The sequence below is a fragment of the Actinomadura latina NBRC 106108 genome, from assembly GCF_001552195.1.
Lineage (GTDB): Bacteria > Actinomycetota > Actinomycetes > Streptosporangiales > Streptosporangiaceae > Spirillospora > Spirillospora latina.
Window position 1 is genome coordinate 678,214 of record NZ_BCQS01000005.1, and the last position, 25,312, is coordinate 703,525.

At 73.0% G+C, this 25,312-nt stretch carries 24 protein-coding genes; 11 read left to right on the forward strand and 13 right to left on the reverse strand.

Annotation, left to right across the window (positions count from 1 at the left end; translation table 11 throughout):
- Positions 1 to 8 precede the first annotated feature (8 nt).
- The 4 genes from infB to rimP all read right to left on the reverse strand — a co-directional run bounded on the left by infB (position 9) and on the right by rimP (position 5,260).
- The gene (gene infB / locus AL2_RS09445; RefSeq protein WP_067631953.1) at positions 9 to 3,056 is read right to left on the reverse strand and encodes a translation initiation factor IF-2; all 3,048 of its coding nucleotides are present in this window, start codon (positions 3,054 to 3,056) and stop codon (positions 9 to 11) included.
- A gap of 108 nt (positions 3,057 to 3,164) precedes the next feature.
- Positions 3,165 to 3,506: a YlxR family protein gene (locus AL2_RS36180; protein WP_312032886.1), complete on the reverse strand. Its 342-nt coding sequence runs from the start codon at positions 3,504 to 3,506 to the stop codon at positions 3,165 to 3,167.
- A complete protein-coding gene (gene nusA, locus AL2_RS09450; protein ID WP_083946354.1) occupies positions 3,472 to 4,521 on the reverse strand; it encodes a transcription termination factor NusA in 1,050 nt (349 codons plus the stop codon). Before nusA ends, AL2_RS36180 begins: the two co-directional genes overlap by 35 nt.
- Positions 4,522 to 4,546: 25 nt before the next feature.
- Positions 4,547 to 5,260 carry a ribosome maturation factor RimP gene (gene rimP / locus AL2_RS09455; protein WP_083946248.1) on the reverse strand — a complete coding sequence of 238 codons (714 nt, stop codon included), beginning with the start codon at positions 5,258 to 5,260 and terminating at the stop codon, positions 4,547 to 4,549.
- Positions 5,261 to 5,500: 240 nt separating this feature from the next.
- On the opposite strand from rimP, the gene AL2_RS39105 reads away from it, so the two are divergent.
- From AL2_RS39105 to AL2_RS09470, 3 genes are all read left to right on the forward strand, one after another.
- Complete coding sequence (locus AL2_RS39105) at positions 5,501 to 6,457, forward strand: DUF4439 domain-containing protein (RefSeq protein WP_245666479.1); 957 nt, start codon at positions 5,501 to 5,503, stop codon at positions 6,455 to 6,457.
- Between the two features lie 92 nt (positions 6,458 to 6,549).
- Positions 6,550 to 6,951: a hypothetical protein gene (locus tag AL2_RS09465; RefSeq protein WP_067631958.1), complete on the forward strand. Its 402-nt coding sequence runs from the start codon at positions 6,550 to 6,552 to the stop codon at positions 6,949 to 6,951.
- A gap of 93 nt (positions 6,952 to 7,044) precedes the next feature.
- Positions 7,045 to 8,130, forward strand: a complete 1,086-nt coding sequence (locus tag AL2_RS09470) for a TRM11 family SAM-dependent methyltransferase (protein WP_067631960.1) — start codon at positions 7,045 to 7,047, stop codon at positions 8,128 to 8,130.
- Between the two features lie 15 nt (positions 8,131 to 8,145).
- Here the strand turns inward: AL2_RS09470 and AL2_RS09475 are convergent, their stop codons facing one another.
- Positions 8,146 to 8,844: an HAD family hydrolase gene (locus AL2_RS09475; protein ID WP_067631962.1), complete on the reverse strand. Its 699-nt coding sequence runs from the start codon at positions 8,842 to 8,844 to the stop codon at positions 8,146 to 8,148.
- An 80-nt stretch (positions 8,845 to 8,924) separates the two neighbouring features.
- Between AL2_RS09475 and AL2_RS09480 the strand changes: the two genes are divergently transcribed.
- The 3 genes from AL2_RS09480 (at position 8,925) to AL2_RS09490 (ending at position 12,283) form a co-directional block, all read left to right on the forward strand.
- Positions 8,925 to 10,496: a PQQ-binding-like beta-propeller repeat protein gene (locus AL2_RS09480; protein WP_067631964.1), complete on the forward strand. Its 1,572-nt coding sequence runs from the start codon at positions 8,925 to 8,927 to the stop codon at positions 10,494 to 10,496.
- A 106-nt stretch (positions 10,497 to 10,602) separates the two neighbouring features.
- A complete protein-coding gene (locus AL2_RS09485) occupies positions 10,603 to 10,872 on the forward strand; it encodes a hypothetical protein (RefSeq protein ID WP_067631966.1) in 270 nt (89 codons plus the stop codon).
- A gap of 208 nt (positions 10,873 to 11,080) precedes the next feature.
- Complete coding sequence (locus AL2_RS09490; protein WP_067631968.1) at positions 11,081 to 12,283, forward strand: lysylphosphatidylglycerol synthase transmembrane domain-containing protein; 1,203 nt, start codon at positions 11,081 to 11,083, stop codon at positions 12,281 to 12,283.
- Positions 12,284 to 12,290: 7 nt separating this feature from the next.
- Here AL2_RS09490 and AL2_RS09495 read toward each other — a convergent pair whose 3' ends face one another.
- The 6 genes from AL2_RS09495 to AL2_RS09520 all read right to left on the reverse strand — a co-directional run bounded on the left by AL2_RS09495 (position 12,291) and on the right by AL2_RS09520 (position 18,416).
- Positions 12,291 to 13,517 (reverse strand): ROK family transcriptional regulator, encoded by a 1,227-nt coding sequence (locus AL2_RS09495; protein ID WP_067632579.1) that lies wholly within the window; start codon positions 13,515 to 13,517, stop codon positions 12,291 to 12,293.
- Positions 13,517 to 14,275: an ATP-binding cassette domain-containing protein gene (locus AL2_RS09500; protein WP_067632581.1), complete on the reverse strand. Its 759-nt coding sequence runs from the start codon at positions 14,273 to 14,275 to the stop codon at positions 13,517 to 13,519. The genes AL2_RS09495 and AL2_RS09500 overlap by 1 nt, the downstream gene beginning before the upstream one ends.
- 189 nt (positions 14,276 to 14,464) lie before the next feature.
- Positions 14,465 to 15,712 carry a sugar ABC transporter permease gene (locus AL2_RS09505; RefSeq protein WP_067632583.1) on the reverse strand — a complete coding sequence of 416 codons (1,248 nt, stop codon included), beginning with the start codon at positions 15,710 to 15,712 and terminating at the stop codon, positions 14,465 to 14,467.
- A 47-nt stretch (positions 15,713 to 15,759) separates the two neighbouring features.
- A complete protein-coding gene (locus AL2_RS09510) occupies positions 15,760 to 16,545 on the reverse strand; it encodes an ATP-binding cassette domain-containing protein (protein WP_067631970.1) in 786 nt (261 codons plus the stop codon).
- A 115-nt stretch (positions 16,546 to 16,660) separates the two neighbouring features.
- Positions 16,661 to 17,740 (reverse strand): sugar ABC transporter substrate-binding protein, encoded by a 1,080-nt coding sequence (locus tag AL2_RS09515; protein ID WP_067631972.1) that lies wholly within the window; start codon positions 17,738 to 17,740, stop codon positions 16,661 to 16,663.
- Positions 17,741 to 18,119: 379 nt separating this feature from the next.
- Positions 18,120 to 18,416 (reverse strand): hypothetical protein, encoded by a 297-nt coding sequence (locus tag AL2_RS09520; RefSeq protein WP_067631974.1) that lies wholly within the window; start codon positions 18,414 to 18,416, stop codon positions 18,120 to 18,122.
- A 174-nt stretch (positions 18,417 to 18,590) separates the two neighbouring features.
- On the opposite strand from AL2_RS09520, the gene AL2_RS09525 reads away from it, so the two are divergent.
- Together AL2_RS09525 and AL2_RS09530 are read left to right on the forward strand one after the other, a co-directional pair.
- Entirely contained in the window at positions 18,591 to 19,295 is a 705-nt protein-coding gene (locus tag AL2_RS09525) for a hypothetical protein (protein ID WP_157438070.1), read from the forward strand.
- 54 nt (positions 19,296 to 19,349) lie between these two features.
- Entirely contained in the window at positions 19,350 to 21,866 is a 2,517-nt protein-coding gene (locus AL2_RS09530; RefSeq protein WP_067631977.1) for a M14 family zinc carboxypeptidase, read from the forward strand.
- A gap of 52 nt (positions 21,867 to 21,918) precedes the next feature.
- On the opposite strand, the gene AL2_RS09535 is transcribed toward AL2_RS09530, so the two are convergent.
- On the reverse strand, positions 21,919 to 22,587 hold the full coding sequence (locus AL2_RS09535) for an aminoacyl-tRNA hydrolase (protein WP_067631979.1): 669 nt from the start codon (positions 22,585 to 22,587) through the stop codon (positions 21,919 to 21,921).
- Between the two features lie 102 nt (positions 22,588 to 22,689).
- Here AL2_RS09535 and AL2_RS09540 point away from each other — a divergent pair, with 102 nt between their 5' ends.
- On the forward strand, positions 22,690 to 23,760 hold the full coding sequence (locus AL2_RS09540) for an Rv1352/Rv1906c domain-containing protein (protein ID WP_067631980.1): 1,071 nt from the start codon (positions 22,690 to 22,692) through the stop codon (positions 23,758 to 23,760).
- A gap of 17 nt (positions 23,761 to 23,777) precedes the next feature.
- Here the strand turns inward: AL2_RS09540 and AL2_RS09545 are convergent, their stop codons facing one another.
- The gene (locus tag AL2_RS09545; RefSeq protein WP_067631982.1) at positions 23,778 to 24,089 is read right to left on the reverse strand and encodes an HAD-IA family hydrolase; all 312 of its coding nucleotides are present in this window, start codon (positions 24,087 to 24,089) and stop codon (positions 23,778 to 23,780) included.
- Between the two features lie 127 nt (positions 24,090 to 24,216).
- Between AL2_RS09545 and AL2_RS09550 the strand changes: the two genes are divergently transcribed.
- Both AL2_RS09550 and AL2_RS09555 read left to right on the forward strand, forming a co-directional pair.
- Positions 24,217 to 24,885, forward strand: a complete 669-nt coding sequence (locus tag AL2_RS09550; RefSeq protein WP_067631983.1) for a TetR/AcrR family transcriptional regulator — start codon at positions 24,217 to 24,219, stop codon at positions 24,883 to 24,885.
- 183 nt (positions 24,886 to 25,068) lie between these two features.
- Positions 25,069 to 25,296, forward strand: coding sequence for a hypothetical protein (locus AL2_RS09555; RefSeq protein ID WP_067631985.1), 228 nt, complete (start codon positions 25,069 to 25,071; stop codon positions 25,294 to 25,296).
- Positions 25,297 to 25,312 lie beyond the last annotated feature (16 nt).

Genomic DNA, 25,312 nt, shown 5'->3' on the forward strand with positions numbered 1-25,312 from the left:
CGCCTGCCTCAGATGCGGGGCTTCTCCCGCATCTCGTAGCACTCGATGACATCGCCGAGCTTGATGTCGTTGTACCCCACGCCGATACCGCACTCGAAGCCCTCGCGGACCTCGGTCGCGTCGTCCTTGAAGCGGCGCAGCGACGACACCGTGAGGTTGTCGGCGACCACGACGCCGTCGCGGACGAGGCGGGCCTTGGCGTTGCGCTGGATGATCCCCGAGGTGACCATCGAGCCGGCGACGTTGCCGATCCGCGGCACCTTGAAGATCTCCCGGACCTCGGCGGTGCCGAGCTGGGCCTCCTCGAACTCCGGCTTGAGCATGCCCTTGAGGGCCGCCTCGATCTCCTCGATCGCCTGGTAGATGATCGAGTAGTACCGGATGTCGACGCCCTCGCGGTCCGCCAGCTCCTGCGCGTTGCGCTCCGGCCGCACGTTGAAGCCGATGATGACCGCGCCGTCGGACGCCAGCGACAGGTTGACGTCGTCCTGCGTGATCGCGCCGACGCCGCGGCGGATGATCCGCAGGTTGACCTCGTCGCCCACGTCGATCTTGAGGAGGGAGTCCTCCAGCGCCTCGACGGAACCGGACACGTCGCCCTTGAGGATGAGCAGCAGCTCCTGCCGCTCGCCCCGCTCCAGGTCCTTGAACAGCTCTTCCAGGGAGCTGCTCTTGCGGCTCTTGAGCAGTTCGGCGTTGCGCTTGCGCGCGACCCGCTTGTCGGCGATCTGCCGGGCGACCCGGTCGTCGTCGACGACCAGGAAGTTGTCGCCGGCGCCGGGCACGGCCGCGAGGCCGAGCACCATCACCGGACGGGACGGGCCCGCCTCCTCGACGGTGTTGCCCTTCTCGTCGAGCATCGCCCGGACACGGCCGTTGGCCACGCCGCAGACGATCGAGTCGCCGACCCGCAGCGTGCCGCGCTGCACCAGCACGGTCGCCACGGCGCCCCGGCCCTTGTCCAGGTGGGCCTCGATGGCCGAGCCCTGGGCGGGCATGTCGGGGTTGGCCTTCAGGTCGAGTTCGGCGTCGGCGGTCAGGACGATCGCCTCCAGCAGCCCGTCGATGTTCGTGCCCTGCTTGGCGGACACGTCGACGAACTGCGTCTGGCCGCCGAACTCCTCGGCGATCAGGCCGTACTCGGTCAGCTGCGCGCGCACCTTGTTCGGGTCCGCGCCCTCGACGTCGATCTTGTTGACCGCGACGACGATCGGGACCCCGGCCGCGGTGGCGTGGTCGATCGCCTCGGTGGTCTGCGGCTTGACGCCGTCGTCCGCGGCGACCACCAGCACCACCAGGTCGGTGGTGTCGGCACCGCGGGCGCGCATGGCGGTGAACGCCTCGTGGCCCGGGGTGTCGATGAAGGTGATCTTGCGGTCCTCGCCGTCGACCACGGTCTCGACCTGGTAGGCGCCGATGTGCTGGGTGATGCCGCCGGCCTCGCCCGCCTGCACGTTGGCGTTCCGGACGGCGTCCAGCAGCTTGGTCTTGCCGTGGTCGACATGGCCCATGACGGTGACCACCGGCGGCCGGGACACGAGGTACTCCTCGCCGCCCTCGTCCTCGCCGTACTCGATGTCGAACGACTCGAGAAGCGCGCGGTCCTCTTCCTCGGGGCTGACGACATGGACCTCGAAGTCCAGCTCCAGGCCCAGGGCCAGCAGGTCGTCGGGGTCGACCGACTGGGTCGCGGTGACCATCTTGCCGAGGTGCATCATGATCGCGACGAGCGACGCCGGGTTGGCGCCGATCTTCTCGGCGAAGTCGGTCAGGGTCGCGCCCTGCGGCAGCCGGATGGCCTTGCCGTGACCGCGCGGAGCCGAGACGCCGCCGGCGGCGGGCGCCTGCATGTTCTCGAACTCCTGACGACGCGCCCGCTTCGACTTGCGTCCGCGCGCGGGACGGCCGCCGGGACGCCCGAAGGCCCCCTGCGTGCCGCCGCGGCCGCGGCCGCCGCCGCCCGGACGGGGGCCGAAGCCGCCGCCGGGACGACCGCCGCCGCCCGCGCGGGGGGCGCCGAAGCCGCCGCCGCCACCGGGACGGCCGCCGCCGCCGGGACGGCCGCCGCCACCACCGGGACGGCCGCCGCCGCCCGGACCGCGTCCGCCGCCACCGCCGCCGGGGCCGCCGCGCCCGGGGGCGCCGGCGGGCCGCGAGGACGGCATGTTCATCGGGCTCGGCCGCGGGCCGCCCGGCCGGGGCGGCATGCCGCCCGGGTTCGGGCGCGGGCCGCCGGCACCGGGCGCACCGCCGGGACGGCCGCCGGGACGCGGGCCGCCGGCCGCTCCGCCGGGACCGCCGGGACCGCCGGGGCGGTCACCGCCCGGCCGCGGGCCGGGCCGCGGGCCCGGCTTGGGCGCCTGGCCCATGCCGGTGTTGGTCGAGCTGAACGGGTTGTTGCCCGGACGCGGCCGGCCGCCGCCTCCGCCGCCCTGGCGCGGGCCGGGGCGCGGGCCGGGCTTGGGCGTGCGCGGACCCGGCTTCGGGCCGCCCGGTGCGCGGTTCCCGGCGCCGTTGGCCGCCGGACCGGCAGCCGGACCCGCCGCGGGCGGGGCGCTCGGGCCCTGCGCCGCGGGCGCGTTCACCGGCGTGCTCGGCGCGGGCGGGACCGGCGGGACGGGCTGGCGCGGACCCGGCTTGGGCATGCCGCCGCCCTGGCCGCCGGTGCCCTGGCCGCCGGTGCCCTGGCCGCCGGGGCCCTGGCCGCCGGGGCCGCCTGAGCCGCCGGTGCCCGGCTTGGGCGCGGGCGGGCGCGGTCCCGCGGGCCGGGGGGCCTGCGGGCGGGCGCCCTGCCCGTCGGACGCGCCGCCGCCGGGCGGACCCGGACGCGGCGCGGCGGGACGCGGACCCGAAGGTCGCTTCTGCGCGCCCCGCTTGTCCCCCTGCTTGGGGGACGAAGAACTGGAGAAGGCTTCTGTCAGCCTGCGAACGACCGGCGCCTCGATCGTGGAGGACGCCGACCGGACGAACTCGCCCATTTCCTGGAGCTTGGCCATGACGACCTTGCTCTCTACACCGAACTCCTTGGCGAGTTCATAAACCCGGACCTTGGCCACTGCACTCCCTACTCGGTCCGGGGGTGCGGCCTCCGGACCGTCGCTAACTTGCCGTACTCATCGCGGCGTGCTCATCGAGCGCTCATAGCAATCTCGACCTGCTTCCGACTAGACGTCGCTTACTGTTCGGCCATCCTGCTGCTGTGCGGCGCGTGCCGCAAGCCGCTCCCGCAGCGCACCGGCGTCGAGCGGCCCCGGCAGGCGGAACGCCCTGGGGAACGCCCGACGGCGCTCTGCGAGCTCGAGGCACGCCAGATCAGGGTGCAGATGCGCACCCCGTCCCGGCAGCCGCCCACGGGGGTCGGGGACGATGACGCCCTCGACCACCACCAGGCGCAGCAGGTCGGACTTGGCCGTGCGAACCCGACAGCCCGCACACGTGCGAACAGGGGCCGTCCGGCCACGTTCCATGAGTCTACCGCGCCGAGGCGTCGGCGGGGCCCGTCGCATGCTCTCCTGACGTAGAAGATCCGGTTTGACCGGACTCGTCGGGCTTCACGGGCGGCTGCTCGGGCTCGGTGTCGGACCGGATGTCGATCCGCCAGCCGGTGAGCCGGGCCGCGAGCCTTGCGTTCTGCCCCTCCTTGCCGATGGCGAGGGACAGCTGGTAGTCGGGCACCACCACCCGGGCGACCCGGGCGTCGGCGTCCACGACCTCGACATGGGAAACCCGCGCCGGCGACAGGGCATTCCCGACGAACTCCGCGGGATCGTCCGACCAGTCCACGATGTCGATCTTCTCGCCGTGCAGTTCGGCCATCACGTTGCGGACCCGGCCGCCGAGCGGGCCGATGCACGCGCCCTTGGCGTTGACGCCCTGCTTGCGCGAGCGCACCGCGATCTTGGTGCGGTGGCCGGCCTCGCGGGCGATCGCGGCGATCTCCACGGTGCCGTCGGCGATCTCCGGGACCTCCAGGGCGAACAGCTTGCGGACGAGATTCGGGTGCGTCCGGGACAGCTGCACCGACGGCCCGCGGTGCCCCTTGCGGACCTGGACGACGTAGGCGCGCAGCCGCTCGCCGTGCTCGTAGCGCTCGTCCGGCACCTGCTCCTGCGGCGGCAGCACGGCCTCGATCCGGCCGAGGTCGACCAGCACGTTCCGCGGGTCCTTGCCCTGCTGGATGATGCCGCTGACGATGTCGCCCTCGCGCCCGGCGTACTCGCCGAACGTCAGCTCGTCCTCGGCGTCGCGCAGCCGCTGCAGGATCACCTGCTTGGCGGTGGTCGCCGCGATGCGGCCGAACCCGGTCGGGGTGTCGTCGTACTCGCGGAGGTCCTCGCCCTCCTCGTCGGTCTCGGTCGCCCACACGGTCACGTGCCCGCTCTGCCGGTCCAGCTCGACGCGCGCCTTCGGCGCCGCGCCCTCCGTCCGGTGGTAGGCGATCAGCAGGGCGTCTTCGATGGCCTTGACGGCCACGTCGAGCGAGATGTCCTTCTCGCTCTCCAGGCCCCGCAGGGCGGTCATGTCGATGTCCACGAGGTTCCCCCCTCTAGTCCGGCTCAGCCGGAGAACGCTTTTCCTCGGCCGTCTGGTTCAGGGGTTTGAACTCCACCTGCACCCGGCCGCGCCCCAGCTCGCCGAGCCCGAACCGGCGCCGCACGGTCCCGGCCCCCTTCGGCCCGGTGCCCTTCGACCCGGTGCCCTTCGACCCGGCGGAGCCGCCGCCCCTGGCGCCGGCCCCCTTGCCGCTCCGGTGCTTCTGGACGACGTCGATCTCGACGGCCTCGTCGTCGGCCGCGACCACCCGGCCCTCGATCTGGCCCCCTTCGGCCAGCGGGGCGACGACCAGCCGGCCGACGGCGCGGCGCCAGTGCCGCGGCTCGGTGAGGGGACGGTCGACGCCGGGCGAGGTCACCTCCAGCACATAGGACGAGGTGCCCATGGCGTCGGACTCGTCGAGCAGCCGGGAGGCCGCCTCGCTCACCCGGGCCACGTCGTCGAGGCCCACCCCGTCGTCCCCGTCCACGACGATCTTGACGAGCCGGCGGCGGCCGGCCGGACGCACGTCGACCTCCTCCAGGTCGAGGCCCGCCGCGTCCACCGCGGGGGCGAGCAGCCGGGTCAGCTCGGCGATGACGGCATCGCGCGCCGGGCGCGCGGGGCGGGCGGCGTCGTCGCGCCGCTGCGGGGCGCGCCCCTCCGAGGCGCGCCTCCCGGAGCCGCGCCCGCCCTGAGCGCGGCCACCGCGGGACTCGACGCTCATGGGCCCTCCTCGCATTCCCTCTGTTGTGATTGCCTGCGATCGCGGATGTCACCGTTCCGTCCGTCGACATCTCAAGACTATCGACAGCCGGGGACCGCGGCGGTCTTTCGGACGCCTCACCGGCGCGGCGGATATGGAATGCTTGAGCTGGCCTGATGGGCGCGGGGGGAGACCGCGGCAGCAGCGGGCCGTCACCACCACCTCCACGCACGACCTCCACCACGGGGTGAGGAGTCTGCCTTGCCAGAGGCGATGCCGCGGCGCGCGCTGCTGCTCGGCGGCGGGGCCGCGCTGGTCCTGCCGTGGCTCTCGGGGTGCGCCGCGGAGGCGGCCCCGCGCAAGGACGTGGCCGTGCTCGTCGGCGCGATGGCGTCCGAGCGGGAGCTGATCGCGGCGTACGAGGCGGTGCGGTCCGCCGGTTCCGTGCCGGCCGCCCGGCTCGATCCCGCCCTCGCGCACCACCGGGAGCACCTGGCGGTCCTGAAGCGCCACTACGTGCCCGGCTCCGGCGACCGGGCGGACGAGGGCGGCGCCGTGCCGGGCCCGAGTGCCGCCCCCTCGATCCCGCCCGGCGCCTCCGCCGCCCGGCGGCTGCTGCGCGACGCGGAGGACCGGGCGGCGCGGGCGCGGACGGCCGACGCCGCCAAGGCCGGTCCCGCGCTGGCCCAGCTGCTCGCCAGCATCGGCGCCTGCGAGGCGGGCCACGCCGGGCTGGTCGACGGCGAGTCTCCCGCCGTCCGCTCCACGTCCGACGCCCGTGCGGTGCGGACGGCGCTGGCCGCCGAGCACGCGGCCGTCTACGGGTACGGGGTGCTCGGGGCCCGGCTGAGCGGGGGGCTGCGGGAGACCGCGAAGGAGATGTGGAACGGGCACCGGGCGCAGCGCGACGAGCTGGAGTCGATCCTGCCGGCCGAGCCGGCCGCGGCGGCGTCCGCCTACCGGCTGCCCGTCCGGGCGACCGACGCCCGCAGCGCCGCCCGGCTCGCCGCGGCGCTGGAGGACGACCTCGTCGCCGCCTATGTCGGCGTCGCCGGTGTCTCCTCCCCCGACCTGCGGGCGTTCGGCGCCGACAGCGCGCGGCGGGCCGCGGCGCGGGCGTCCCGGTGGCGGGCGAAGGCGGGGGCCGGGATGCCGCGGGACGCGTTCCCCGGGCTGCCGGCGGCGGCGCTGTCCCCGCGTCCGGAACCGGGTGAGTGATCTTCCGCACGGCGGGAACGATGCGCGGGATCGATCGCGTTGGTCCTCGTAGAGGACGACGTAGCGGGACGACTCGGGGGAGGAGCCCAGACGTGACCACGACTCCGCAGGAGCACAGGCCGAGCGCCCTCGACGAACTGCGCGACGCCTACCGTGAACAGCTGAACCGGCTCGCCGCCGAGCGCGACGCCGCGCGGCGCCAGGCCCGCAGGGCGCAGGCGCAGGCGGACGAGGCCCGCGCCGACCTCGCCAGCCTGCAGAGCCGCGTGCATGAACTGCTGACCGCCGCCGCGCGGCATCTCCCGGACCTGCCGCCTCCGGGCCTGCCGTCCGCGGAGGGCCCGGCCAGGGCGGAGCTCTCCGCCGGGGACTCACCGGAACATCCCGCCGCCGGGGACGCGCGGGCCCTGCCCGCCGCCGCGGACGCCCCTCGGAACGACGCGGAGCGTCCTGAACGTCCTGAACGTCCCGAACGTCCCGTGCGGGCGGCCTGACCGGGGAGGAACGGCCCGTCCAAGGGCCGTACGGGGGCCGCCGGGAACCCGTCCCGGCGGTCTCTGCCCCCGACGTCCCATAGGGTTCTGCGAATGACCGCGTACGGCCTGCTCGTCTCCCCTTCGCACAACCGCGTCTACGCACAGTCCGCCGCCGGCCTGGTGAAGGCCGAGCTGACCGTGTTCAGTGAGCGGGCCCTCGGCGGACGCGTCCGCGACGTCCGGGAGACGGAGCTCGGCGGCGTCCCGTACGTGACGTTCACCGCCGACGACCTGGCGGATCAGGACGTCCGCCTCCTGTCGAACCTGTCGTCGCTGTACGCGCTGTTCCGGATCGAGGGCGAACTGCTGCGCCCCGTCATGCTCCAGCCGCTCGACGTGTTCGGCAGTGACCTGCTGACCATCCAGAAGTACGCCGGGAAGACGAACGAGTACTTCACCAAGCTGCTGCTGAACGTCACGGCGATGGCGATGGATTCGCCCATGGACCTGGTGACCGGCCGCCCCCGCGTCCTCGACCCCATGTGCGGACGGGGCACGACCCTCAACCAGGCCATGATGTACGGGCTGGACGCGGCCGGGATCGACATCGACGGCAAGGACTTCGACGCCTACGCGGCCTTCGTGAAGACCTGGCTGAAGAACAACCGGATCAAGCACCAGGCGGAGATCGCGAACATCCGGCGGGAGAAGGCCGTGCTCGGGCGCCGCCTGCACGTGACGTTGGGGGCGTCCAAGGAGCGGTACAAGAGCGGCGAGACGATGGAGATCACCGTCGTGAACGGCGACTCCGTCGAGGCGGACAGGTTCTTCCGGCCCGCCTCGTTCGACCTGATCGTCACGGACGCGCCGTACGGCGTCCAGCACGGCAGCCGCCGCGGCCGCGCGAGCGGCGACGCCCCCGCCAGGGGCGGGCAGCCTGCCCGCAGGGGGAAGCCGGAGCTGTCGCGCAGTCCCGTCGAGCTGCTGGCCGCCGCCGTCCCCGGGTGGGCGCGGCTGCTGCGTCCGGGCGGCGCCGTCGGGATCTCCTGGAACACCTTCGTCGGCCGCCGCGAGCAGCTCGCCGGGATCCTCGCCGAGAGCGGCCTCGATGTGCAGAACTCCGAGGGCTACCGGGGCTTCCGCCACCGCGTGGACCAGGCCATCACCCGCGACCTCATCGTGGCCCGCCGGCCCTGACGTCTCTCCGGCCGGTCAGGCGTGCCACCGCTCCACGTGCGGGAGCAGTTCGTCCAGGCCGTGGATGAGGGCGTCCGGGGGCGCGAGGCCGGGGCGCTCGAAGGCATGGGTCGTCTGGTGCCGGATCTGGACGGCGCGCAGGCCGGCGGACTTGGCGCCGTGGATGTCGTCGTACGGGCGGTCGCCCACGAAGACGCAGGAGGCCGGGTCGGTGGCGCCGACGGCGTCCATGGCGGCGCGGAACGCCTCCGCGTGCGGCTTGGTCCAGGGGATCTCGCTGGAGTAGACGGCGCCGTCGAGCAGGTCCAGGACGTCGTCGCGGGCGAAGACGCGCTCGTGCCACTCGCGGGTCCAGATGGTGTTGGACAGGACGCCGATCTTGATGCCGCGCTCCCGCAGGGCGTGGAACAGGCCGGGGACGGCGGGGTCGGTGTGGGTGTGCGGGGTCCAGGTCTCGAAGTGCGTCAGCAGGAGTTCCTCGGTGGGCTGCACGCCCGCCATCGCGAACGCCTCGGCGAGCGTGGCGCTGCGGTGCTCCTCGGTGCCGCGGCGCCACAGCTCCAGCTCGGCGTCGGCGAGCGCGGCGGCGGCCTTCTCGACGGCGTCCGGCGGCAGGTGGGCGGAGCAGATCGCGCGCCACATGTCGGCCAGTTCGAGGTCGTGCCACGGCGTCAGGGTGCCGCCCCAGTCGAAGATCACAGCTTGTACGCCCATGCTCAGGATCGTACTGTTACGCGGTGGATCGTCCGGAGGGCGCGACCGGGCCACCCGCACGTCCCGTCGAGGAGCCCTCCATGCGCAGACCCCTGCCGGCCGCCCTGCTCACCGCCGCCCTCGCGGCCGCGCTCGCGGTCCTGCCGGCCGGCCCGGCCGCGCCGGCGGCGGCGGCGGACCCGATCCCCGACGGGCCCGGCAGGGGCTTCGTCCCGGCGTACTCCGGCGGACCCGCCACGCCGGCGCCGCTGGCCGGACGGCCTGTTCCGGCCAATCCGCACCAGGGGCCGGTGGGGACGTCGTCCATGCACGCCGACGGCTACGCGTCCGACACCTATCCGTTCCCGGGGCCGCTCGGCCGCGATCCCGAGGTGCTGAACGAGGCCAAGGGCGGCGGTCTGCCGGGCCTGTGCTCGACGGTGACGTTCGCCCGCCGGACGGGCCTGATCGTCGCGCAGTGCACGCGCGGGCAGAACTTCGTCCTGCGCCTGATCGACCCCAGGACGCTGAAGGACCTCGCGACGTACGACCTGCCGCCGAGGCCGTCGACCGTCCAGGCCGTGTTCTCGCTGAGCCTCGACAAGGTGCTCACCGACACCTCGGGCGGGGCGTACTACTACCTGGACCCGCAGGACCGTGCCGTGCTGGCGGACTCGGCGTTCCATCTGCGCCGCTTCGCGCACGACAAGGGACCGGACGGCAAGTGGCGCTTCACGGTCACCGACGACTGGGATCTGGGCGGGTACCTTCCCCACGACTGCGCCACGTGGACGAACCCGTGGCCCAAGGGCGAGTGCGATCCCATCACCGCGGTCGGCCCCGACTGGGACGGCCTGATCTGGTGGATCACGCGGAACGGACGCATCGGCACGGTGGACCCGGAGTCCGGCACCGTCCGGATGACGCGGCTCGATGGCGAGAGCATCCAGAACTCGTTCGCCGTGGCCGAGGACGGTGTCTCGATCGTCTCCGACCATGCGCTCTACCAGATGCGGGCCGACGCGAGCGGCATGCCGAAGGTCCTGTGGCGTCAGCCCTACGACAGGGGGACCGGCCGCAAGCCCGGCCAGATCGACCAGGGTTCGGGGACGACTCCCACGTTCTTCGGTGACGGCTACGTGGCCATCACCGACAACGCCGACGACCGCATGCACGTGATAGTCCGCCGCAGGGACGACGGTGGACTCGTCTGCCAGATCCCCGTGTTCCAGAGCGGGGCCAGCGCGACGGACAACTCGCTCATCGGCTACGGCAGCAGCCTCTTCGTCGAGAACAACTACGGGTACCGCAACTTCTTCGAGCTTCCGCCGGGAGGGTCGTCCGCGGGCGGGGTGAGCCGCGTGGACGTGGAGCCGGGAGGGAACGGCTGCGAGACCGTCTGGACGAGCAAGGAGCGCTCCCCCTCCACTGTGGCCAAGGTCTCCGTTCCGGCCGGGCTGCTGTACCTCTATACCAAGGAGCCGCGCCAAGACCTCATCGATGCCTGGTACCTGACCGCGGTGGACGTCCGCACGGGCCGGACCGTCTACAAGGTCCTCACCGGCATGGGCAAGTGGTTCGACAACAACTGGGCGCCCATCACCATCGGCCCGGACGGGACCGCGTACGTGGGCGTCATCGGCGGCCTGGTCGCGGTCCGCGACCGCGGATAGGGCGGTCCGCGACCGCGGATAGGGCGGTCCGCGACCGCGAGTAGGGACCCGGTCAGCGGGGATACCGGTTCGATCAGGTGATACCGAGGCGAACCGGGAGGAATCCATGAGGGCACGCAAGCCCGGTGAGACGCGCGACTTCCGCGAGGACGTCGACGACATGGGGGACAACGATCAGGACGAGGAGATCGCCCTGACCGAGGAGTACGTGACCGACCCGCCCGAGGACCTGGTGATCGAGGAGCCCGAGCAGGGCAGGGACGGCCTCTCCATCACCGAGTACGAGAGGCAGGCGGCCAGGGCGGGCGACGACGAGCGCCCCCGCCCGGACACGGCCGCCGAGTCCGACGCGGTGAATCCGACCCGCAGACCCTGACCCCGACCTCGCCCCCCGCGACGCCCGGGGCGCCCGCACCGGACCTGGACGCGGGCGCCGGGGGCGAGATCGCCGACCGGCCCGCGGCGCGGCCGCCGGTGACGCATGTGGCAGGGGTCTCTTTGCGATTCGTTTTCCGCACCGAGGGGAATGTCATAGGCGGGCCATAGGTTGCGCAATGCGGGCGAGCTTGCGAGGTGACCGGGACATGCACGAGACAGTCGCGGCACCGGCCCGTCCCCAGGCCGACGCCGAATCACCCTTCCCGCCCTCCGGCGGGCCCGACGACGAAGTGGCGCAGCGCCCGTGGTGGCGGCGCAAGGCGGGGCTGATCGCCCAGTGGGCGCTGGTCCTGGCGGCGCTGGCCGCCCTCCCGCTCTACGGCGGCGAACTGCCCGACCCCGGCGCCATCTGGTCGGCCGCGTCGCGCGCCGAACCCGGCTGGCTCACCGTGGTCGTGCTGGCCGTGGCGGGGTCGATGGGCGCGTTCGCCCGGCTGCAGCGCCGGCTGCTGCGCATCGGCGGCCTGCGGATGCCGCTGCGCCGCGCCTTCGCGATCACCTACGCGGGCAACGCGCTGTCCACGACGCTGCCGGCGGGGCCCGCGGTGAGCGTCGTCTACACGTTCCGGCAGTTCCGCCGCGGCGGCGCGTCGGCGCGGCTCGCGACGGCGGTGATCCTGGCCGGCGGCGTCATCACCACCACCGCCTACTCGCTGGTCGGCCTGCTGGCGCTGCTCGCCGACCCGCACTCCCGCCGCCCGGCGCTCATCGCGCTGGCCGTCCCGCTGATCCTCGCGGTGCTGCTCGTCCCCGTGCTGCGCCGGCCGCGGCCGCGCGCCCTGGTGACGGCGCCGCTGCGCCGCGCCCACCGGTTCGCGCTCGCCCATCCCGCGATCGCCCCGTACGCCGAGCGGCTGGCCGGCGTCCGCGACGTGCTGCGCCCCACCGGCCGCGACTGGGCGGCGCTCGCCTCGCTCGCCCTGCTGAACTGGGTGTTCGACATCCTGGCGCTGCTGGCGGCGGCGCAGGCGGTCGGCATCCACGTCTCCCCGAACGGCGTCGCCCTCGCCTACTTCGCCGCCCAGGCGGCCGGCAGCATGCTGCCGCTGCTGCCGGGCGGGCTCGGCGCGATCGAGGGCAGCATGGCCGCCTCCCTCGTCGCGTTCGGCGCGACCCTGTCCCCCGCCGCGGCGGCCGTGGGCCTCTACCGCCTGGTGTCCTACTGGGCCGTCGTCGCGGTCGGCTGGCTGGCCTGGGCCACTCTGCACGAGCACGCCCGCCTGGGCGCCCGGCTCAAGTCCCGTCTCGCCGCGGCCGGCCACCTCCTCATGGACGGCATGGCGGCCTTCGCGTTCGTCACCCCCTACACGGCCGTCCACCTGCAGGCCCCGGAGGCGCGGCAGCCGTAGCGGGGCGTCAGACCGGGCTGTCCTCGGGGGCGCGGAGCCTGGTCAGGACCTGCACGGGGTCGGCGAGGACCTCGGCGAAGGCGAACTCGGCGGCGCCGACGAGGGTCGTGTCGTCGCCGAGCGCGGCGGTGCGGAGCCTGACCTTCTCCCGGGGCGCGGCGAGGGCGCCGGTCGCGAGGACGCTGCGGATCTGCGCGGCCGCGCCGAGGTAGATGTCGCGGAGCGTCCCGCCGAAGACGACCATCCCCGGGTTGAACACGTTGACGAGGTTGGCGACGCCGAGGCCGAGCCAGGCGCCGACGCGGTGCAGCGCCTCCCGCGCCACGATGTCGCCCGCGTCGGCGGACGCGAGGACGTCGCGGACCGCGTCCCGCCCCGCCTGCCCCGGGGTCTCCTCGCGGCCGGCGTGGTGCAGCAGGGCCCGCTCCCCCACCTCGGCCTCCAGGCAGCCCTTCGCGCCGCACGCGCAGCGCCGGCCCCCCGGGTTGATGATCATGTGGCCGATCTCGCCGCCGAACCCCTCGTCGCCGCCGAGCAGCCGGCCGTGCGCGATGATGCCGCCGCCGACGCCGACGTCGCCGTGCAGGTAGATGAGGTTGTCGCAGCCCACCCCGGCGCCGCGCTCGTGCTCGGCGAGGGCGCCGAGGTTGGCGTCGTTGCACACCGAGACGGGGATGCCGAGGCCGAGCCTGCGGGACAGCGCGTCGCCGAGCCGCAGCTCGCCGACGTCGAGGTTCGGACCGAACATGATGGTGTCGTCGGAGCGGCGGACGGTGCCGGGGAACCCCAGCGCGGCGCCGACGCAGACGGCGTCGCGCTCGGCCTTGCGGACCAGGGACCGCGCCCCCGCGACGAGCACGCCGAGCAGCTCGGCGGGGTCGGAGCCGCGGGCCCGGACACCCTCGCGCCGGTCCAGCACGACGCCGCCGAGCCCGACGCGGGCGACCACGAGCCGGTCGACGCCGACCTCGAACGCCAGCACGTACACGCGGGTCGACTCGGGCCGGACGACGAGGGACGGCCGCCCGGCGCGCCGCCCGGGGCCGCGCGGCAGCTCCTCGCGGACCAGGCCGGCGGCGGTGAGGTCGGCCGTCAGCGCCATGATCGTGCTGCGGTTGAGGCCGAGGGACTCGGCGAGCGTCGCCCGGGACGCCGGGCCGCGCAGGTGCACGAAGCGCAGCAGTGTCCCGAGGTTGTGGCGCCGGATGTCCTCTTGTGATGGGCCCGCCTTCATCATCGGCGCAGCCCCAGCTCTCCCCCAGTGCCCGAGGTGATCAGTTCGACCACCTGCCGGTGGGTGACGTCGGCGGTCCTGACCTGGGCGACCATCCGGCCGAGGTACAGCGCCGCGATCCGGTCGGAGATCGCGAAGACGTCGTTCATGTTGTGCGAGATCAGCACGACGGCGAGGCCCTTGTCGGCGAGCCGCCGGACGAACTCCAGGACCTGCTGGCTCTGCGCGATGCCGAGCGCGGCGGACGGCTCGTCCAGCACGACGACCTTGGCCTCCAGCAGGACGGCGCGGGCGATCGCGACGACCTGCCGCTGCCCGCCCGACAGGGTGGCGACCCGCTGCCGGACCGAGCCCAGCGTGCGGACCGCGAGAGCGGACAGCGCGGTGCGCGCCGTCTCCTCCATGAGGTCCTCGTCCAGGGTGAGGCCGCTGCGCTCCTCCCGGCCGAGGAAGAGGTTCTCGACGACGTCGAGGTTCTCGCAGAGCGCGAGGTCCTGGTGGACGATCTCGATGCCGAGCCGGGTGGCGGCGCGCGGGCTGGAGACCTTCACCGGCTCGCCCTCGAACCGGTACTCGCCCTTGTCGATGGAGTGGATGCCGCCGATGCAGTTCACCAGCGTGGACTTGCCGGCGCCGTTGTCGCCGACCAGCGCGGTGATCTCACCGGGGTAGGCGGAGAACGAGACGTCCTGCAGGACCTTGACGGACCCGAAGCTCTTGTCGATGCCGCGCAAATCCAAGGCCGGCGTCACTGACATGCCGAGGGGCTCCCACCGTGCCGCACCGCCGCCGTGCGCCGGGCGGTCGTGATCCGTGAGCGTATCAGCCGCGCTCACGGCCCCGGAACCGCCGGAATCCCCGTCCGGCCACGCCTGGGAGCCGATGGCGCGTGCCACCGGCTCCCAGGCGCCCCCGGCCGCGTTCACGGGATCACCGCGCCCGCGGCCTCATCGTCCGGCGGACGTTCGCCGGCGTCTGGCCAGCGCGTCCATGGTGGCGGCGAGCAGGAGCACCACCCCGGTGATGAGGAAGCTCAGGTACGCCTTGGTACCGAGCAGGCCCAGTCCGTTCTCGATGATGGCGATGACGAGCCCGCCGAGGATGGCGTCGCGGGCCTTGCCGCGCCCGCCGAACAGGCTCGTCCCGCCGATGACGGCGGCGCCGACCGCGTACAGCAGCGTGTTGCCGCCGCCCGCGTCGGTGGCGACCGAGTTGAGCCGGGACGCGGCCACGATGCCGCTCACCGCCGCCAGCCCGGAGCCGATCATGAAGACGGAGATGCGGATGCGGGTCACGTTGATGCCGGCGCGGCGCGCGGCCTCGGCGTTGCCGCCGACGGCGTAGATGTGCCGCCCGTAGGCGGTGCGGCCCAGCACGAACGTGCAGGCGATCAGCAGGACGCCGACCAGCAGGACGCCCCACGGGATGCCGCCCAGCGTGATCAGCGGGCTGGGCGCGCGGTCCTGGCTGAGCACGTAGGTGCTGATCAGCAGCGCCGCGGCGACGACGGCGGACTGGGCGAGCACGAACTCCAGCGGCTTGGAGTGCAGGCCGCGGACCCGCTGCCGGTTCCAGCGCAGCAGCTGGGTGGCGGCGTAGCCCACGGAGCAGGCCACGGCGAGCGCCCAGCCGAGCCAGATCGGCATGTTCTTGGTGGCGAGCGCGACGATGACGTCGTCGCGGACCGGGACGGTGCCGCCCTCGCCGATCAGCCGCAGCGTGATGCCCTGCAGGCCGAGGAAGAAGGCGAGTGTGACGACGAACGATGGAATGCGGAGTACGGCGACGAGCCAGCCGATCACGGTGCCGATGACGATGCCGGTCGCCACGGCGCTGATGATCGTGACGTACCAGGGCTGGCTCATGTCCACGAGGAGCTTGGCCATGACGGCCGCGCTGAGCCCGCTCGCCACGCCGGCCGACAGGTCGATCTCGCCGACCAGCAGGACGAACACCACGCCCATTGCGAGGAGGGTGATGGGCAGCGCCTGGGTGGACAGGTTCGCGACGTTCGCCTTGCTGAGGAAGGTGTCGGGCTTCAGCGCGGTGAACAGGATCACCAGGGAGATCAGGCCGAGAATGGCGGGGAGCGCGCCCAGCTCACCGGCCTTGATCTTGTTCCAGTAGTCCAGCGCCGCCGACTTCACGTCGTGTTCGCGCCGGTCGGTCGCGAAGTCCGAGTCCGCCAGGTTCATGGCGGCCTCCTTCGGACTGGGGATCTCGGTGGACACGTGGTCCCCCCTCAGATGCTCTCGGCGGCGATCGTCGGCGCGAGGCCGAGATCGCCGGATCGGCCGGCGGTGATGAGTTCCACGACCTGTCCGTGGGTGACCTCGGAGCGGGCGATGTCGGCAGCGACACGGCCGAGGTAGAGCGCGGTGATGCGGTCGGCCACCTGGAAGACGTCGTTCATGTTGTGCGAGATCAGCACGACGGCGTGGCCGCTGTCGGCGAGGCGCCGGACGAGGTTGAGGACCTGCTCGGTCTGGGCGACGCCGAGCGCGGCGGTGGGCTCGTCCAGGATCACGACCTTGGACTCCCACAGCGCGGCCTTGGCGATGGCGACGGTCTGCCGCTGCCCGCCGGACAGGCTGGCCACCTGCTGGCGGACGGACTTGACGGTGCGGACCGACAGCCGGGCGAGGATCTCCCGGGCGGACTCCTCCATGGACGCCTCGTCCAGCACGAGGCCGGAGCGGCGCTCGCGGCCGAGGAACATGTTCTGCACGATGTCCAGGTTGTCGGCGAGCGCGAGGTCCTGGTAGACGACCTCGATGCCGAGGTCGGCCGCGGTGCGCGGCCCGTCGATCGTCACCGGGCGCCCGTCGAACTCGATCTGCCCCGAGTCCATCGGGTGGATGCCGGCGATGCACTTGATCAGGGTCGACTTGCCCGCTCCGTTGTCGCCGACGAGGGCCATGACCTCGCCGAGCCGCAGGGTGAAGTCCACGTCGTGGAGGACGTGGACGGCACCGAAGCTCTTGTTGAGCCCGGTCACGCGGAGGACGGGGTCTCCGTTTTCAGCCACGGGTTTCCTTCCGGTTCTGCCGCACGCCCGTGGCGGGCCCCTGGCGTCCCGGGCTTCCGGGTGCCCGGGACGCCCTCAGCGGTACGGGGCCCGCCACGAGGTTCGGCGGGGGTCGTTACTGGACCGTGATGCCGGCGGCCTTGCACTTGGCCGCGTACGCCCCCTTGCAGAGGTCGGCCGCCTTGACGGAGCCGTCGTCGACGACCTGCTTGACGTTCTCCTTGGTGATGCTGACGGGCTGCAGCAGCACCGACGGGACGTCACGCTTGCCGACCGGGTCGTTCTCGGTGGCCGTGGTCTCGCCCTTCTCGCCCTTGATCAGCGAGATGGCGAGCTTGGCCGCCGCGTCGGCCTCCTGCTTGGTCGGCTTGTAGACCGACATGCACTGGTTGCCGTCGAGGATGTTCTGCAGGCCCTGGACGGTGGCGTCCTGCCCGGTCACCGGGACCTCGCCCGCCCGCTTGTTCTTCTTCAGGATCGAGACGACCGCGTTGCCGAGGTTGTCGTTGGCCGCGACGACACCGTCGATCTTGCCGTGCTGCTCGGTCCACATCTGCTCGAAGATCGTCGCGGCCTTCTCCGCCTCCCAGTCCGGGACGGGCTGCTCGGCGACCTTCTTGTAGTTGGAGACCTTGTCGAGGACGTTGTGCGCGCCCTTGGCGAACAGGGTCGCGTTGTTGTCGGTCGGGGCGCCGTTCAGGTAGACGATGTTGGCGGCCTTGTCGCCCAGGCACTTCTGCAGGCCCGCGCCCATCGTCTCCCCGACCTTCACGTTGTCGAAGGAGACGTAGTAGTCGGCGACGCCGCCGAGGGTGAGCCGGTCGTAGTCGATGGTCTTGACGCCCTGCGCCTGCGCCTTGCGCTGCACGGCGGCGGCGGAGTTGGAGTCGAGCCCGGTGATCAGCATGACCGTGACGCCGCTGGTGAGCATCTGGTCGGCGATGGTCTGGAACCGCTGGGCCGAGCCTTCGGCGTTCTGGATGTCGCTCTCGATGCCGGCCGCCTTGAAGGCCTGCTCGAGGTAGGGGCGGTCGAAGTTCTCCCAGCGGGGGGACGAGGCGGTGTCGGGCAGAATCACGCCGACCTTGCCCTTGGCCGCGTCTCCACCGGAGTCGTTGCCGTCGTCCCCGCACGCGGTGAGGCTGAGCGCCGCGGCCGTCGTGAGGGCCATCAGGCTGAGGATCCCCTTGCGCATTGCCCGGGTCCTTTCTGAGGGGCGGCCGCCGTGCCGCGGCCGGGGGTCTTCGGTCCCGGTGAGCGAGGTCACATGTCCACCGGGGTGAATGTTGTGTCCCGCAACTTATGTCGCGCTTGTCCGTCGCGCCAGACCTGTCGCCATGTTGATTTGTTGTCGGCGGTAACAATCACGTAACACGAGATCAACTAGGGTGATCCGCGCGATGGCCCGGACATGGCGGCGGAGCGCCGCGGCGGCGCCCCGGCACGCTCGCGCCGGGCCGCACCGGCGGAAATGTTTCGCGGCTCAACATTCATCCCGAGCCGCCCGGCCGCCCGCCCTCCCGGGCCGGGCGGTGCGGGGCCGGGTCTCGTCCCCGGAGGCCGTCCCCCGGAGGTCAGCGCACGGCGAGGACGGCCGCGATGCGGTCGGCGGCGGCGGTGACTTGGTCGGCGGCGGCGATGCGCTCGGCCCACGACCACCAGTACCACCAGCCGTCGGCGCCCTGCTCCGCCAGGATGTTCTCGGTGAGGGCGGCGGCGTCCGGGTTGATCACGTACAGGCTCGGCGACTGGCCGCGGGGCAGGGTGAGGCGCACCCGGAGGCCGCGCTTGATCAGCTCACCGCCGAGCTCTTCCAGATATTCGATCCGCGTCTTCGACGGCGCGGCCGTTCCCGTATCGTCAGGCGTCATCCTTGCTTCCTCACGGATTCCGCGCGGCCCGACGTGTCCTCACCCTCCCGCTTCACCGGTCCGGGTGCAAGCACATCGGCTGGTCAGCGCGGCGCGCCCCCGGTTCGGGGAGCGCGGACGGCCCGCGTTTCGCAGGTCCACGGGACCCTATCCGGGATATCTTGCGCGTAGCACATGAACCGGAACAGGGGGACGAAGATGACGGTGGGCGCGGGCCCCGATCCAGGATCCGACCCGGACGCCACTCCGGCCGTCGGCGTCGCGCCGCCGGCCGCGCCCGGAGCCGCTCCCCCCGGGGCACCCGCTCCCCCCGCGGGGCCGGTGCGGGGCGGGCGGCCGGCCGCAGGCGCGCGGACGTGGCACCGGCTCCACTACGCGGTCGGCGTGTTCCTCGTCGCGTACGGCGTGACGGGCGTGGTCAGCGCGGTGCTGCTGTGGGGCGACCGGCTGGACGAGATCGAGGGCTACTTCGGGTCCGGCCCGGCGGCGGGGGTCCTCGTCTTCGCCAAGGCGGTCGAGGCGCTGCTCGTCCTCAGCGCGGTGGCGGGCGTGGTGCTGCGCCGCGACATGCTGTTCGTGCCGCCGCTGGCGGGCTGGATGGCCGGCTTCGCCATGTTCGCCGTCCTCGACGTGTTCAAGGGGCGGTGGGGCGGTCTGATCGAGCACCTGCTCTACCTGGCGGCGTTCGTCGTCCTGCTGTTCCTTTCCTACGGGCTCAGCGCGAAGGCGCAGCTCGCGGGCACGCCGAAGGAGGCCGAACCCGGCTCGCCGGTGGTCGGGCCGCGCGGGCTCACCCGCACCCAGGAGTTCGCGCTCCAGGCGATCGAACGGGCCGCCGCGCTGACCGGGCCGCGCCAGCGCCCCGAAAGGCGCGACTGATCTTGGCAGATGTTGCCGTTGGTGCGGTCCCTGACGGGTGTCACGTTGTGGCTCATGAGAGCCCGAGAACTGGCGCTGCCGGTGGTCCTGGCGGCGTCGCTCGCGGTGCCCGCGTCCCTCGCGGCACCCGCATCGGCGCAGCCCGCCGCGCCCGCGGCGGCCTGTGACCCGACCCAGACCGCACCGGTCTACCGGGGCAGGGTCCCCGCTCCGAAGCAGGTCCTCGGCTTCGATCTCGGCGAGCGGCCGGTCAGCGCCGCCGAGTCCGACGCCTATCTGGAGACGGTCGCCGCGAAGAGCGAGCGGGTCGTGTCCGGGACGCTGGCGACGACCGCGCAGGGACGCCCGCTCAAGTACGCGATCGCCGGGCGTCCCGCGCTGATGTCCAAGGCGGGGCTCGCCAAGGTGCGGCGGGAGGCCGGGCTGCTGCGCGATCCCCGCACCCCGGAGGCGCTGGCCAGGCGGATCACCGAGCGCGGCGTCCCGATCCTGTGGATCAGCGGCAACGTCCACGGCGACGAGCCGAGCGGGACGGACGCGGCGCTGAAGGTGCTCCGCGACCTCGGGGACCGCTCCGACTGCGCCGCCGCGGAGATCCTCGGCAACGCGCTCGTCGTCGTCCTGCCGAGCCAGAACCCGGACGGCCGCGAGCTGAACACGCGCCAGAACGCCTACGGGTTCGACATGAACCGCGACTGGTTCGCGCGCACCCAGCCGGAGACCGACGGCAAGCTGGCGATGCTGAACGCGTACCCGCCGGCGCTCTACATCGACGCGCACGAGATGGGCGGGACGTCGTACTTCTTCCCGCCGAACGCCGACCCGGTCTACCACGAGACGCCCGAGCAGGCCATCGGCTGGATCAACGACCTGTACGGCGCGGCGATGGCCGCCGAGTTCACGAGGCAGGGCATCGACTTCTTCAACCGGGACGTTTACGACCTCTTCTACCAGGGCTACGGGGACTCGGTCCCGACCAGCGCGTTCCACGCGGCCGGGATGACCTACGAGAAGGGCGACGGCAGCCCCTATCCGGAGCGGGTGAAGGAGCAGTACCTCACGCAGTGGGTGTCGCTGTCGGCGGCGGCCCGCAACCGGCACCGCGTCCTGACCGGGTGGCGGCAGATGACGGTGGACGCCTACGAGCAGGGCAAGGCCGGGAAGCTGGAGCCCAACCGGATCTACAACCCGCCGAACCAGATCGACCGGCAGGTCCCCAGCCGGAAGGTGCGCGGCTACTTCCTGCGGGACGACGATCCCGCCAAGCGCGCCGAGGTCCGGCTGACCGTGCGGCGGCTGCAGCGCATGGGGGTGCGCGTCGAGAGGCTCGTCCGGCCGCTGACCGTCCCGGACTTCAAGGCGTACGGGCGTCCCGAGGCCGGGACGACCCTTCCAGCGGGCACGTACTGGATCTCGATGGCGCAGGGGCAGAAGCACTGGATCCAGGCCATGCTCAACGAGGACTCCTACACGCCGTTCCCGTACTTCTACGACGTGACGGCGTGGAGCCTGCCGCTGCTGGGGAACGTGTCCGGCGGGTCGTCCGGGGCCGTCCTGCACCCGCGGGCGGTCCGGGTGCCGACGCTACCCGCACCGCGTCCGGGGCATGACGGCAAGGCGCCGAAACTCGGCGTCCTGCAGCTCTCGGCGACGTCGTCGTCGGCGCGCGAGTCGGCCGGCTGGCTGCGGCACCGCCTCGACCGCGAGTGGAAGCTGCCGTTCACACTGCTCACCCCGGCGGACGTGGCGGCGGGCAGGCTCGGCGGGATCGAGGTGCTGGTCGCACCGGACGGCCCGGCGTCGTCCGCCTACACCGCCCTCGGCGACACCGGGCGGGCCGCGCTCCAGGACTGGACGCGCAACGGCGGCCGCTACATCGGCTGGCAGGGCGGCACACGGCTCGCCGCGCGGCTCGGCCTGACGACCGCGACGCTGGCCGAGCCGACGTCCGACATCCCCGGCTCGCTGTTCCGGGTCAGGGTGGACGGGTCGAGCCCGCTGGCGAAGGGCGTCGGCGCGACGGCCTGGAACTTCACCGCCTACGACCTGGTGATGAACGCCTCCAGCGGTGTCGCCGTGTCCTACCCGCCGGTGGACTCGCCCGACTGGTTCGTCTCCGGGTTCGAGCGGGGCGCGTCCGAGCTGGCCGGAACCGCGGCGGTCGTGGACCAGCCCGTCGGCAACGGACGTTCCGTGCTGTTCGCGGCAGAACCGAACTTCCGGGCGTTCACCGACGGCACGGCCAAACTGCTCTACAACGCGATCCTCGGCCCCGGCCCGGCGCGGGCTCCGGCGCCGCAGGGCACCGCGAAGGCCGCGCAGGAGGCGGCGGAACTGCCGTCGTACGAGTCGCCGATCCGCGTGTCGGTGCGGGCGGCGGACGCCGCGAAGGCCGCGGCCGTGCTGCGGTCGGTCGGAGCGAAGTGGGCCGAGACCCGGTCCGGCGGGGTCGTCCACTACGTGATCGACAACCCGCGCGGCCTGCCGGTGGACCACCACCCGTTCGCCGGGCGCCTCCCGTCCCTGATCCGCGAGGCCGGCATCGCGCCGGTCGCCGTCACCCTTCCCTGACCGCCCGCGCGGCGTGCCGGCGGGTCCGGCACGCCGTGCCCTATTTCGTGCCCTATTTACGGACGATCCACGCGACCGCGGTCATCGTGCCGGGCGGTACCTCGGTGAATCCGCCGTCGCGCACGGAGACCGTCGCCTTCTTCACGCACGTTCTCCACGGGACGTCTCGGGCCAGATGTACGGGGGCGCCCGCCTCGACCCACGCCGCCACGTCCTTGCGGCGGCCCTGCCGGAGGAGCAGCTGGGCCGCGTGCCCGCACTGCGCGGCGGCCTTGCCGGTCGTGATCGTCACCTCCGGGTTGAGGGCGATCGCCGCGTACGGAGGCTCGGGCGGCGGCACGGGCTCCTCCGCCTCGGCCAGTTCGAGGCCCGCGACCTGGAGCCTGGCCAGCTGCGGCGGGACGTCCGAGACCGGGCCGGGCGGGAAGGCCCGCACCTGCGCGCCCCCGTGCTCGGCGGTGACGCCGGGCAGCGCCTGCGCCTCCGGCCACCGCACACCGCGCGCCCGCCGCGTCACCTTCCGTATGCGCCGCGACTCCCACTCGCGGACGGCGTCCCGCCATTCGCCCTCGACCGCGCGCGGATCGGCGAGCAGCCGGACGACCGCCGTCGCCGCCGCCTCGCAGACCGCGCCGTGACCGGGCGGATCGGCCTTCTCGGCGCGTACCACCAGCTGCATGGCCCAGGGCGGATCATCGAGGGGGTCGTAGTCAGGTCGCACCCGAGGAGTATTCCAAAACCCGATCCGGCTTTTCTCCGGCGGATGCGGGGTAATGCAACTCTTACCGTCCCCCGGACGTCGTTCAGGTACGGGAGGTCTCCGGTGACCAGTGGTACGTGGAGTGATTCCATACCGGGAATCGGAACATACTTCGTCGGTATCGACGTCGCTCCCGGCCGCTACCGATGCGACGACGGCAAGGGCGGCTGGTGGGTGCGCTTCACCGGTCCCGGCGGGGGCGACCCCGTGGGCTCGTGGCCGCTGCCCGCCGGCCCGACCGAGATCGAGATCGCGCGGACCGACTTCGCGTTCGAGACCCACGTCTCCACGTCCTGGCGGCGGATCGCGCCCCCGCGCGCACCCGAGGACGGCTCCCCCGCCGAACCGCGCCCGGTCGCCGACCCGACCCTGCGCGCCGAGCTCGACACGATCGTCGGCCGCCGCCGCCCGCTGCTGTGGCTGGCGCCGCTCACGGTCCTCGCCCTCGGCCTGATCGGATCCCCGCTGCTCGGCTCCCTCTGGCTGATCGGCCTCGGCATGCTCGCGGTGCTGGTCGCGCTCGGCACCCCGTCGGTGTCCCTGGACCTGCGCCGCGCCCGCGAGCTGGAGCGGCGCCGCGACCGGTACCTGACCCCCGAGGACCTCGACGGCGAGGCCCGCGGGATGCTGGCCCGCGTCCAGGCGGCGATCGACGCCGTCCGCGACTCCGACGTCAACCGCGAGGGCCTGCTGGACGCGGTGGACAACGCGGTCACGCTGCCCCGCCAGGAGTGGGAGATCGCGCAGGTCCTCGCCAAGCAGTCGAAGCTGCGCGGCGACCAGGCGACCATGGCCGGGGAGGCCTCGCTCCCCGAGGTGGAGGCGGCCCTCCGCCCGCTGCGCGACAAGCTCGACATCTCGGTGGCGGCGCTGACGCGGCGCGTGGAGGCGCTCGAACGCTACGCCGAGCGCGCCAAGGCGGCGGACGAGGTCCTGCGCGCCCAGCGCCACCTGGAGGCGATCGCCGAGCGGGCGCACGAGTACGACGAGCTGCTCGCCGACACCGTCCGCGACGACCTGGCGCTCCCCGCGATCGAGCGCCTCACCGAGCAGGGCGACGAGCTGCTCCGCACCCTCCGCGAGCGCCTCGCCAAGGCCGCCGAGGCCGGCAGCGAGCTCCCGCCCCCGCGGTGAGCCCTGGCGCCGCCGGGTCAGCCGGCCAGGGCGCGTACCTGGTCGGGGCCGGTGAAGAGCTCGGCGCGCATGCCGGCCTCGCGGGCGGCGACGATGTTGCGCTCGGTGTCGTCGAAGAAGAGCACGTCGGCGGGCTCGACGCCGAGGCGCTCGGCGCAGATCTCGTAGGCGCGCGGGTCGGGCTTGGCGACGCCGATCCGGCACGAGTAGACGAGCGCGTCGAAGCGGTCGAGCAGGGCGCCGTGGCGGGCCTCGATCCGCCGGATCGCCTGCGGGGTCTGGGTGCGGGCGATCACTCCGTACAGGTCGAACACGATCACGTCGGGCATGGGCCCGAGCCTATGCGGCACGCGGCGGATCACTCGCCCGGGGACGTAGCAAGCGCTTGGTATTAACCGTAGCCTGGGGCGGCGGCGCAATCGAGCAAGCGGTTGGGCGGCACGGCATAATGAGAGGGTGACGACCACGAGCGCTAAGTCCGGACGATCCAGAACCCGTGCGGCGGGCGAGGGCGGTCCCCGCCGGCGCGGCAGGGGCTCCTCGGCCCTGACGTCGGAACGGCGCGAGCACCTGGTCAGACTCGCGGCCGAACTCTTCGCGGAGAAGGGCTTCCAGGCCACCACGGTCCGCAACATCGCCGACGAGGCGGGCATCCTCTCCGGCAGTCTCTACCACCACTTCGACTCCAAGGAGTCGATCGTGGACGAGATCCTCTCCACCTTCTTCACCGAGATCATGGCCTCCTACCAGGCCGTCCTCGAAGAGGGCCGCAACCCGCGCGACACCATCGCCGGGCTGGTCCGGGTCGCGTTCGGCACGCTGGAGCCGCACCGGGCCGCCATCACGGTGATGCAGAACGACTGGAACTATCTGAAGGGCATGGACCGGTTCGCCTACCTGATCAAGTCCGAGGACGAGGTCGAGAAGATGTGGGTGGACACGCTCCAGGCGGGCCAGGAGGAAGGGCTCTTCCGCCACGACCTCGACCCGAAGCTGACCTACCGGATGATCCGCGACACGGTGTGGGTGGCGGTCCGCTGGTTCCGGCCGGGCGGACGGCTCGACGCGCAGGGCCTGGCGGAGCACTACCTCAAGGTCATGTTCGACGGCATCAACCTGCACTAGCCCCTTCCCGCCGCGCCACCCTTTCGGCCTTCCGAATACTTCTGTTCGGGCACATCCGGCGCGGTATCCCACGGTGAGCGGCCCCTAACCCCCATAGTGTGCTTAGTCACGAATTGCGAGTAGGGGTGACGCATTGGTCCGTGGGGACGCTGTTACCGGAGTGATCGACGGGGGGAGGGCGACATGACGGCTCATCCGGGCGCCGGTCGCGACGAGCCCACGCCCGCGGCCCTGCGCGCCGCCACGGCGCGCGCCCTTCAGGAGACGTTCCCGGGGGTCCGCGTCTGGTACGGCGAGGCGACCGGATCGTGGTGGGCGATGGTGCCGCTGCGGGACGGCCCGCGGCTGCTGGAGGCGCCGTCCGCGCAGCAGCTCCGCGAGGAGATCATGAGCTTGCGCAGCTTCGGCTGAGCGTCCCCGGCCGGCC

Excerpts from the sequence above, each read along its gene's own strand:
- AL2_RS36180 (WP_312032886.1), bottom strand. The coding sequence starts at position 3,506 with ATGCGACGGGCCCCGCCGACGCCTCGGCGCGGTAGACTCATGGAACGT.
- nusA (WP_083946354.1), bottom strand. The coding sequence starts at position 4,521 with ATGACCGCCCTGCGGGGCCTGGAGAGCGAGAAGGACATCTCGCTCGAC.
- rimP (WP_083946248.1), bottom strand. The coding sequence starts at position 5,260 with ATGAGCGTCGAGTCCCGCGGTGGCCGCGCTCAGGGCGGGCGCGGCTCC.
- AL2_RS09470 (WP_067631960.1), top strand. The coding sequence starts at position 7,045 with ATGACCGCGTACGGCCTGCTCGTCTCCCCTTCGCACAACCGCGTCTAC.
- AL2_RS09475 (WP_067631962.1), bottom strand. The coding sequence starts at position 8,844 with ATGGGCGTACAAGCTGTGATCTTCGACTGGGGCGGCACCCTGACGCCG.
- AL2_RS09480 (WP_067631964.1), top strand. The coding sequence starts at position 8,925 with ATGCGCAGACCCCTGCCGGCCGCCCTGCTCACCGCCGCCCTCGCGGCC.
- AL2_RS09485 (WP_067631966.1), top strand. The coding sequence starts at position 10,603 with ATGAGGGCACGCAAGCCCGGTGAGACGCGCGACTTCCGCGAGGACGTC.
- AL2_RS09490 (WP_067631968.1), top strand. The coding sequence starts at position 11,081 with ATGCACGAGACAGTCGCGGCACCGGCCCGTCCCCAGGCCGACGCCGAA.
- AL2_RS09495 (WP_067632579.1), bottom strand. The coding sequence starts at position 13,517 with ATGAAGGCGGGCCCATCACAAGAGGACATCCGGCGCCACAACCTCGGG.
- AL2_RS09500 (WP_067632581.1), bottom strand. The coding sequence starts at position 14,275 with ATGTCAGTGACGCCGGCCTTGGATTTGCGCGGCATCGACAAGAGCTTC.
- AL2_RS09505 (WP_067632583.1), bottom strand. The coding sequence starts at position 15,712 with ATGAACCTGGCGGACTCGGACTTCGCGACCGACCGGCGCGAACACGAC.
- AL2_RS09515 (WP_067631972.1), bottom strand. The coding sequence starts at position 17,740 with ATGCGCAAGGGGATCCTCAGCCTGATGGCCCTCACGACGGCCGCGGCG.
- AL2_RS09520 (WP_067631974.1), bottom strand. The coding sequence starts at position 18,416 with ATGACGCCTGACGATACGGGAACGGCCGCGCCGTCGAAGACGCGGATC.
- AL2_RS09525 (WP_157438070.1), top strand. The coding sequence starts at position 18,591 with ATGAACCGGAACAGGGGGACGAAGATGACGGTGGGCGCGGGCCCCGAT.
- AL2_RS09530 (WP_067631977.1), top strand. The coding sequence starts at position 19,350 with ATGAGAGCCCGAGAACTGGCGCTGCCGGTGGTCCTGGCGGCGTCGCTC.
- AL2_RS09545 (WP_067631982.1), bottom strand. The coding sequence starts at position 24,089 with ATGCCCGACGTGATCGTGTTCGACCTGTACGGAGTGATCGCCCGCACC.
- AL2_RS09555 (WP_067631985.1), top strand. The coding sequence starts at position 25,069 with ATGACGGCTCATCCGGGCGCCGGTCGCGACGAGCCCACGCCCGCGGCC.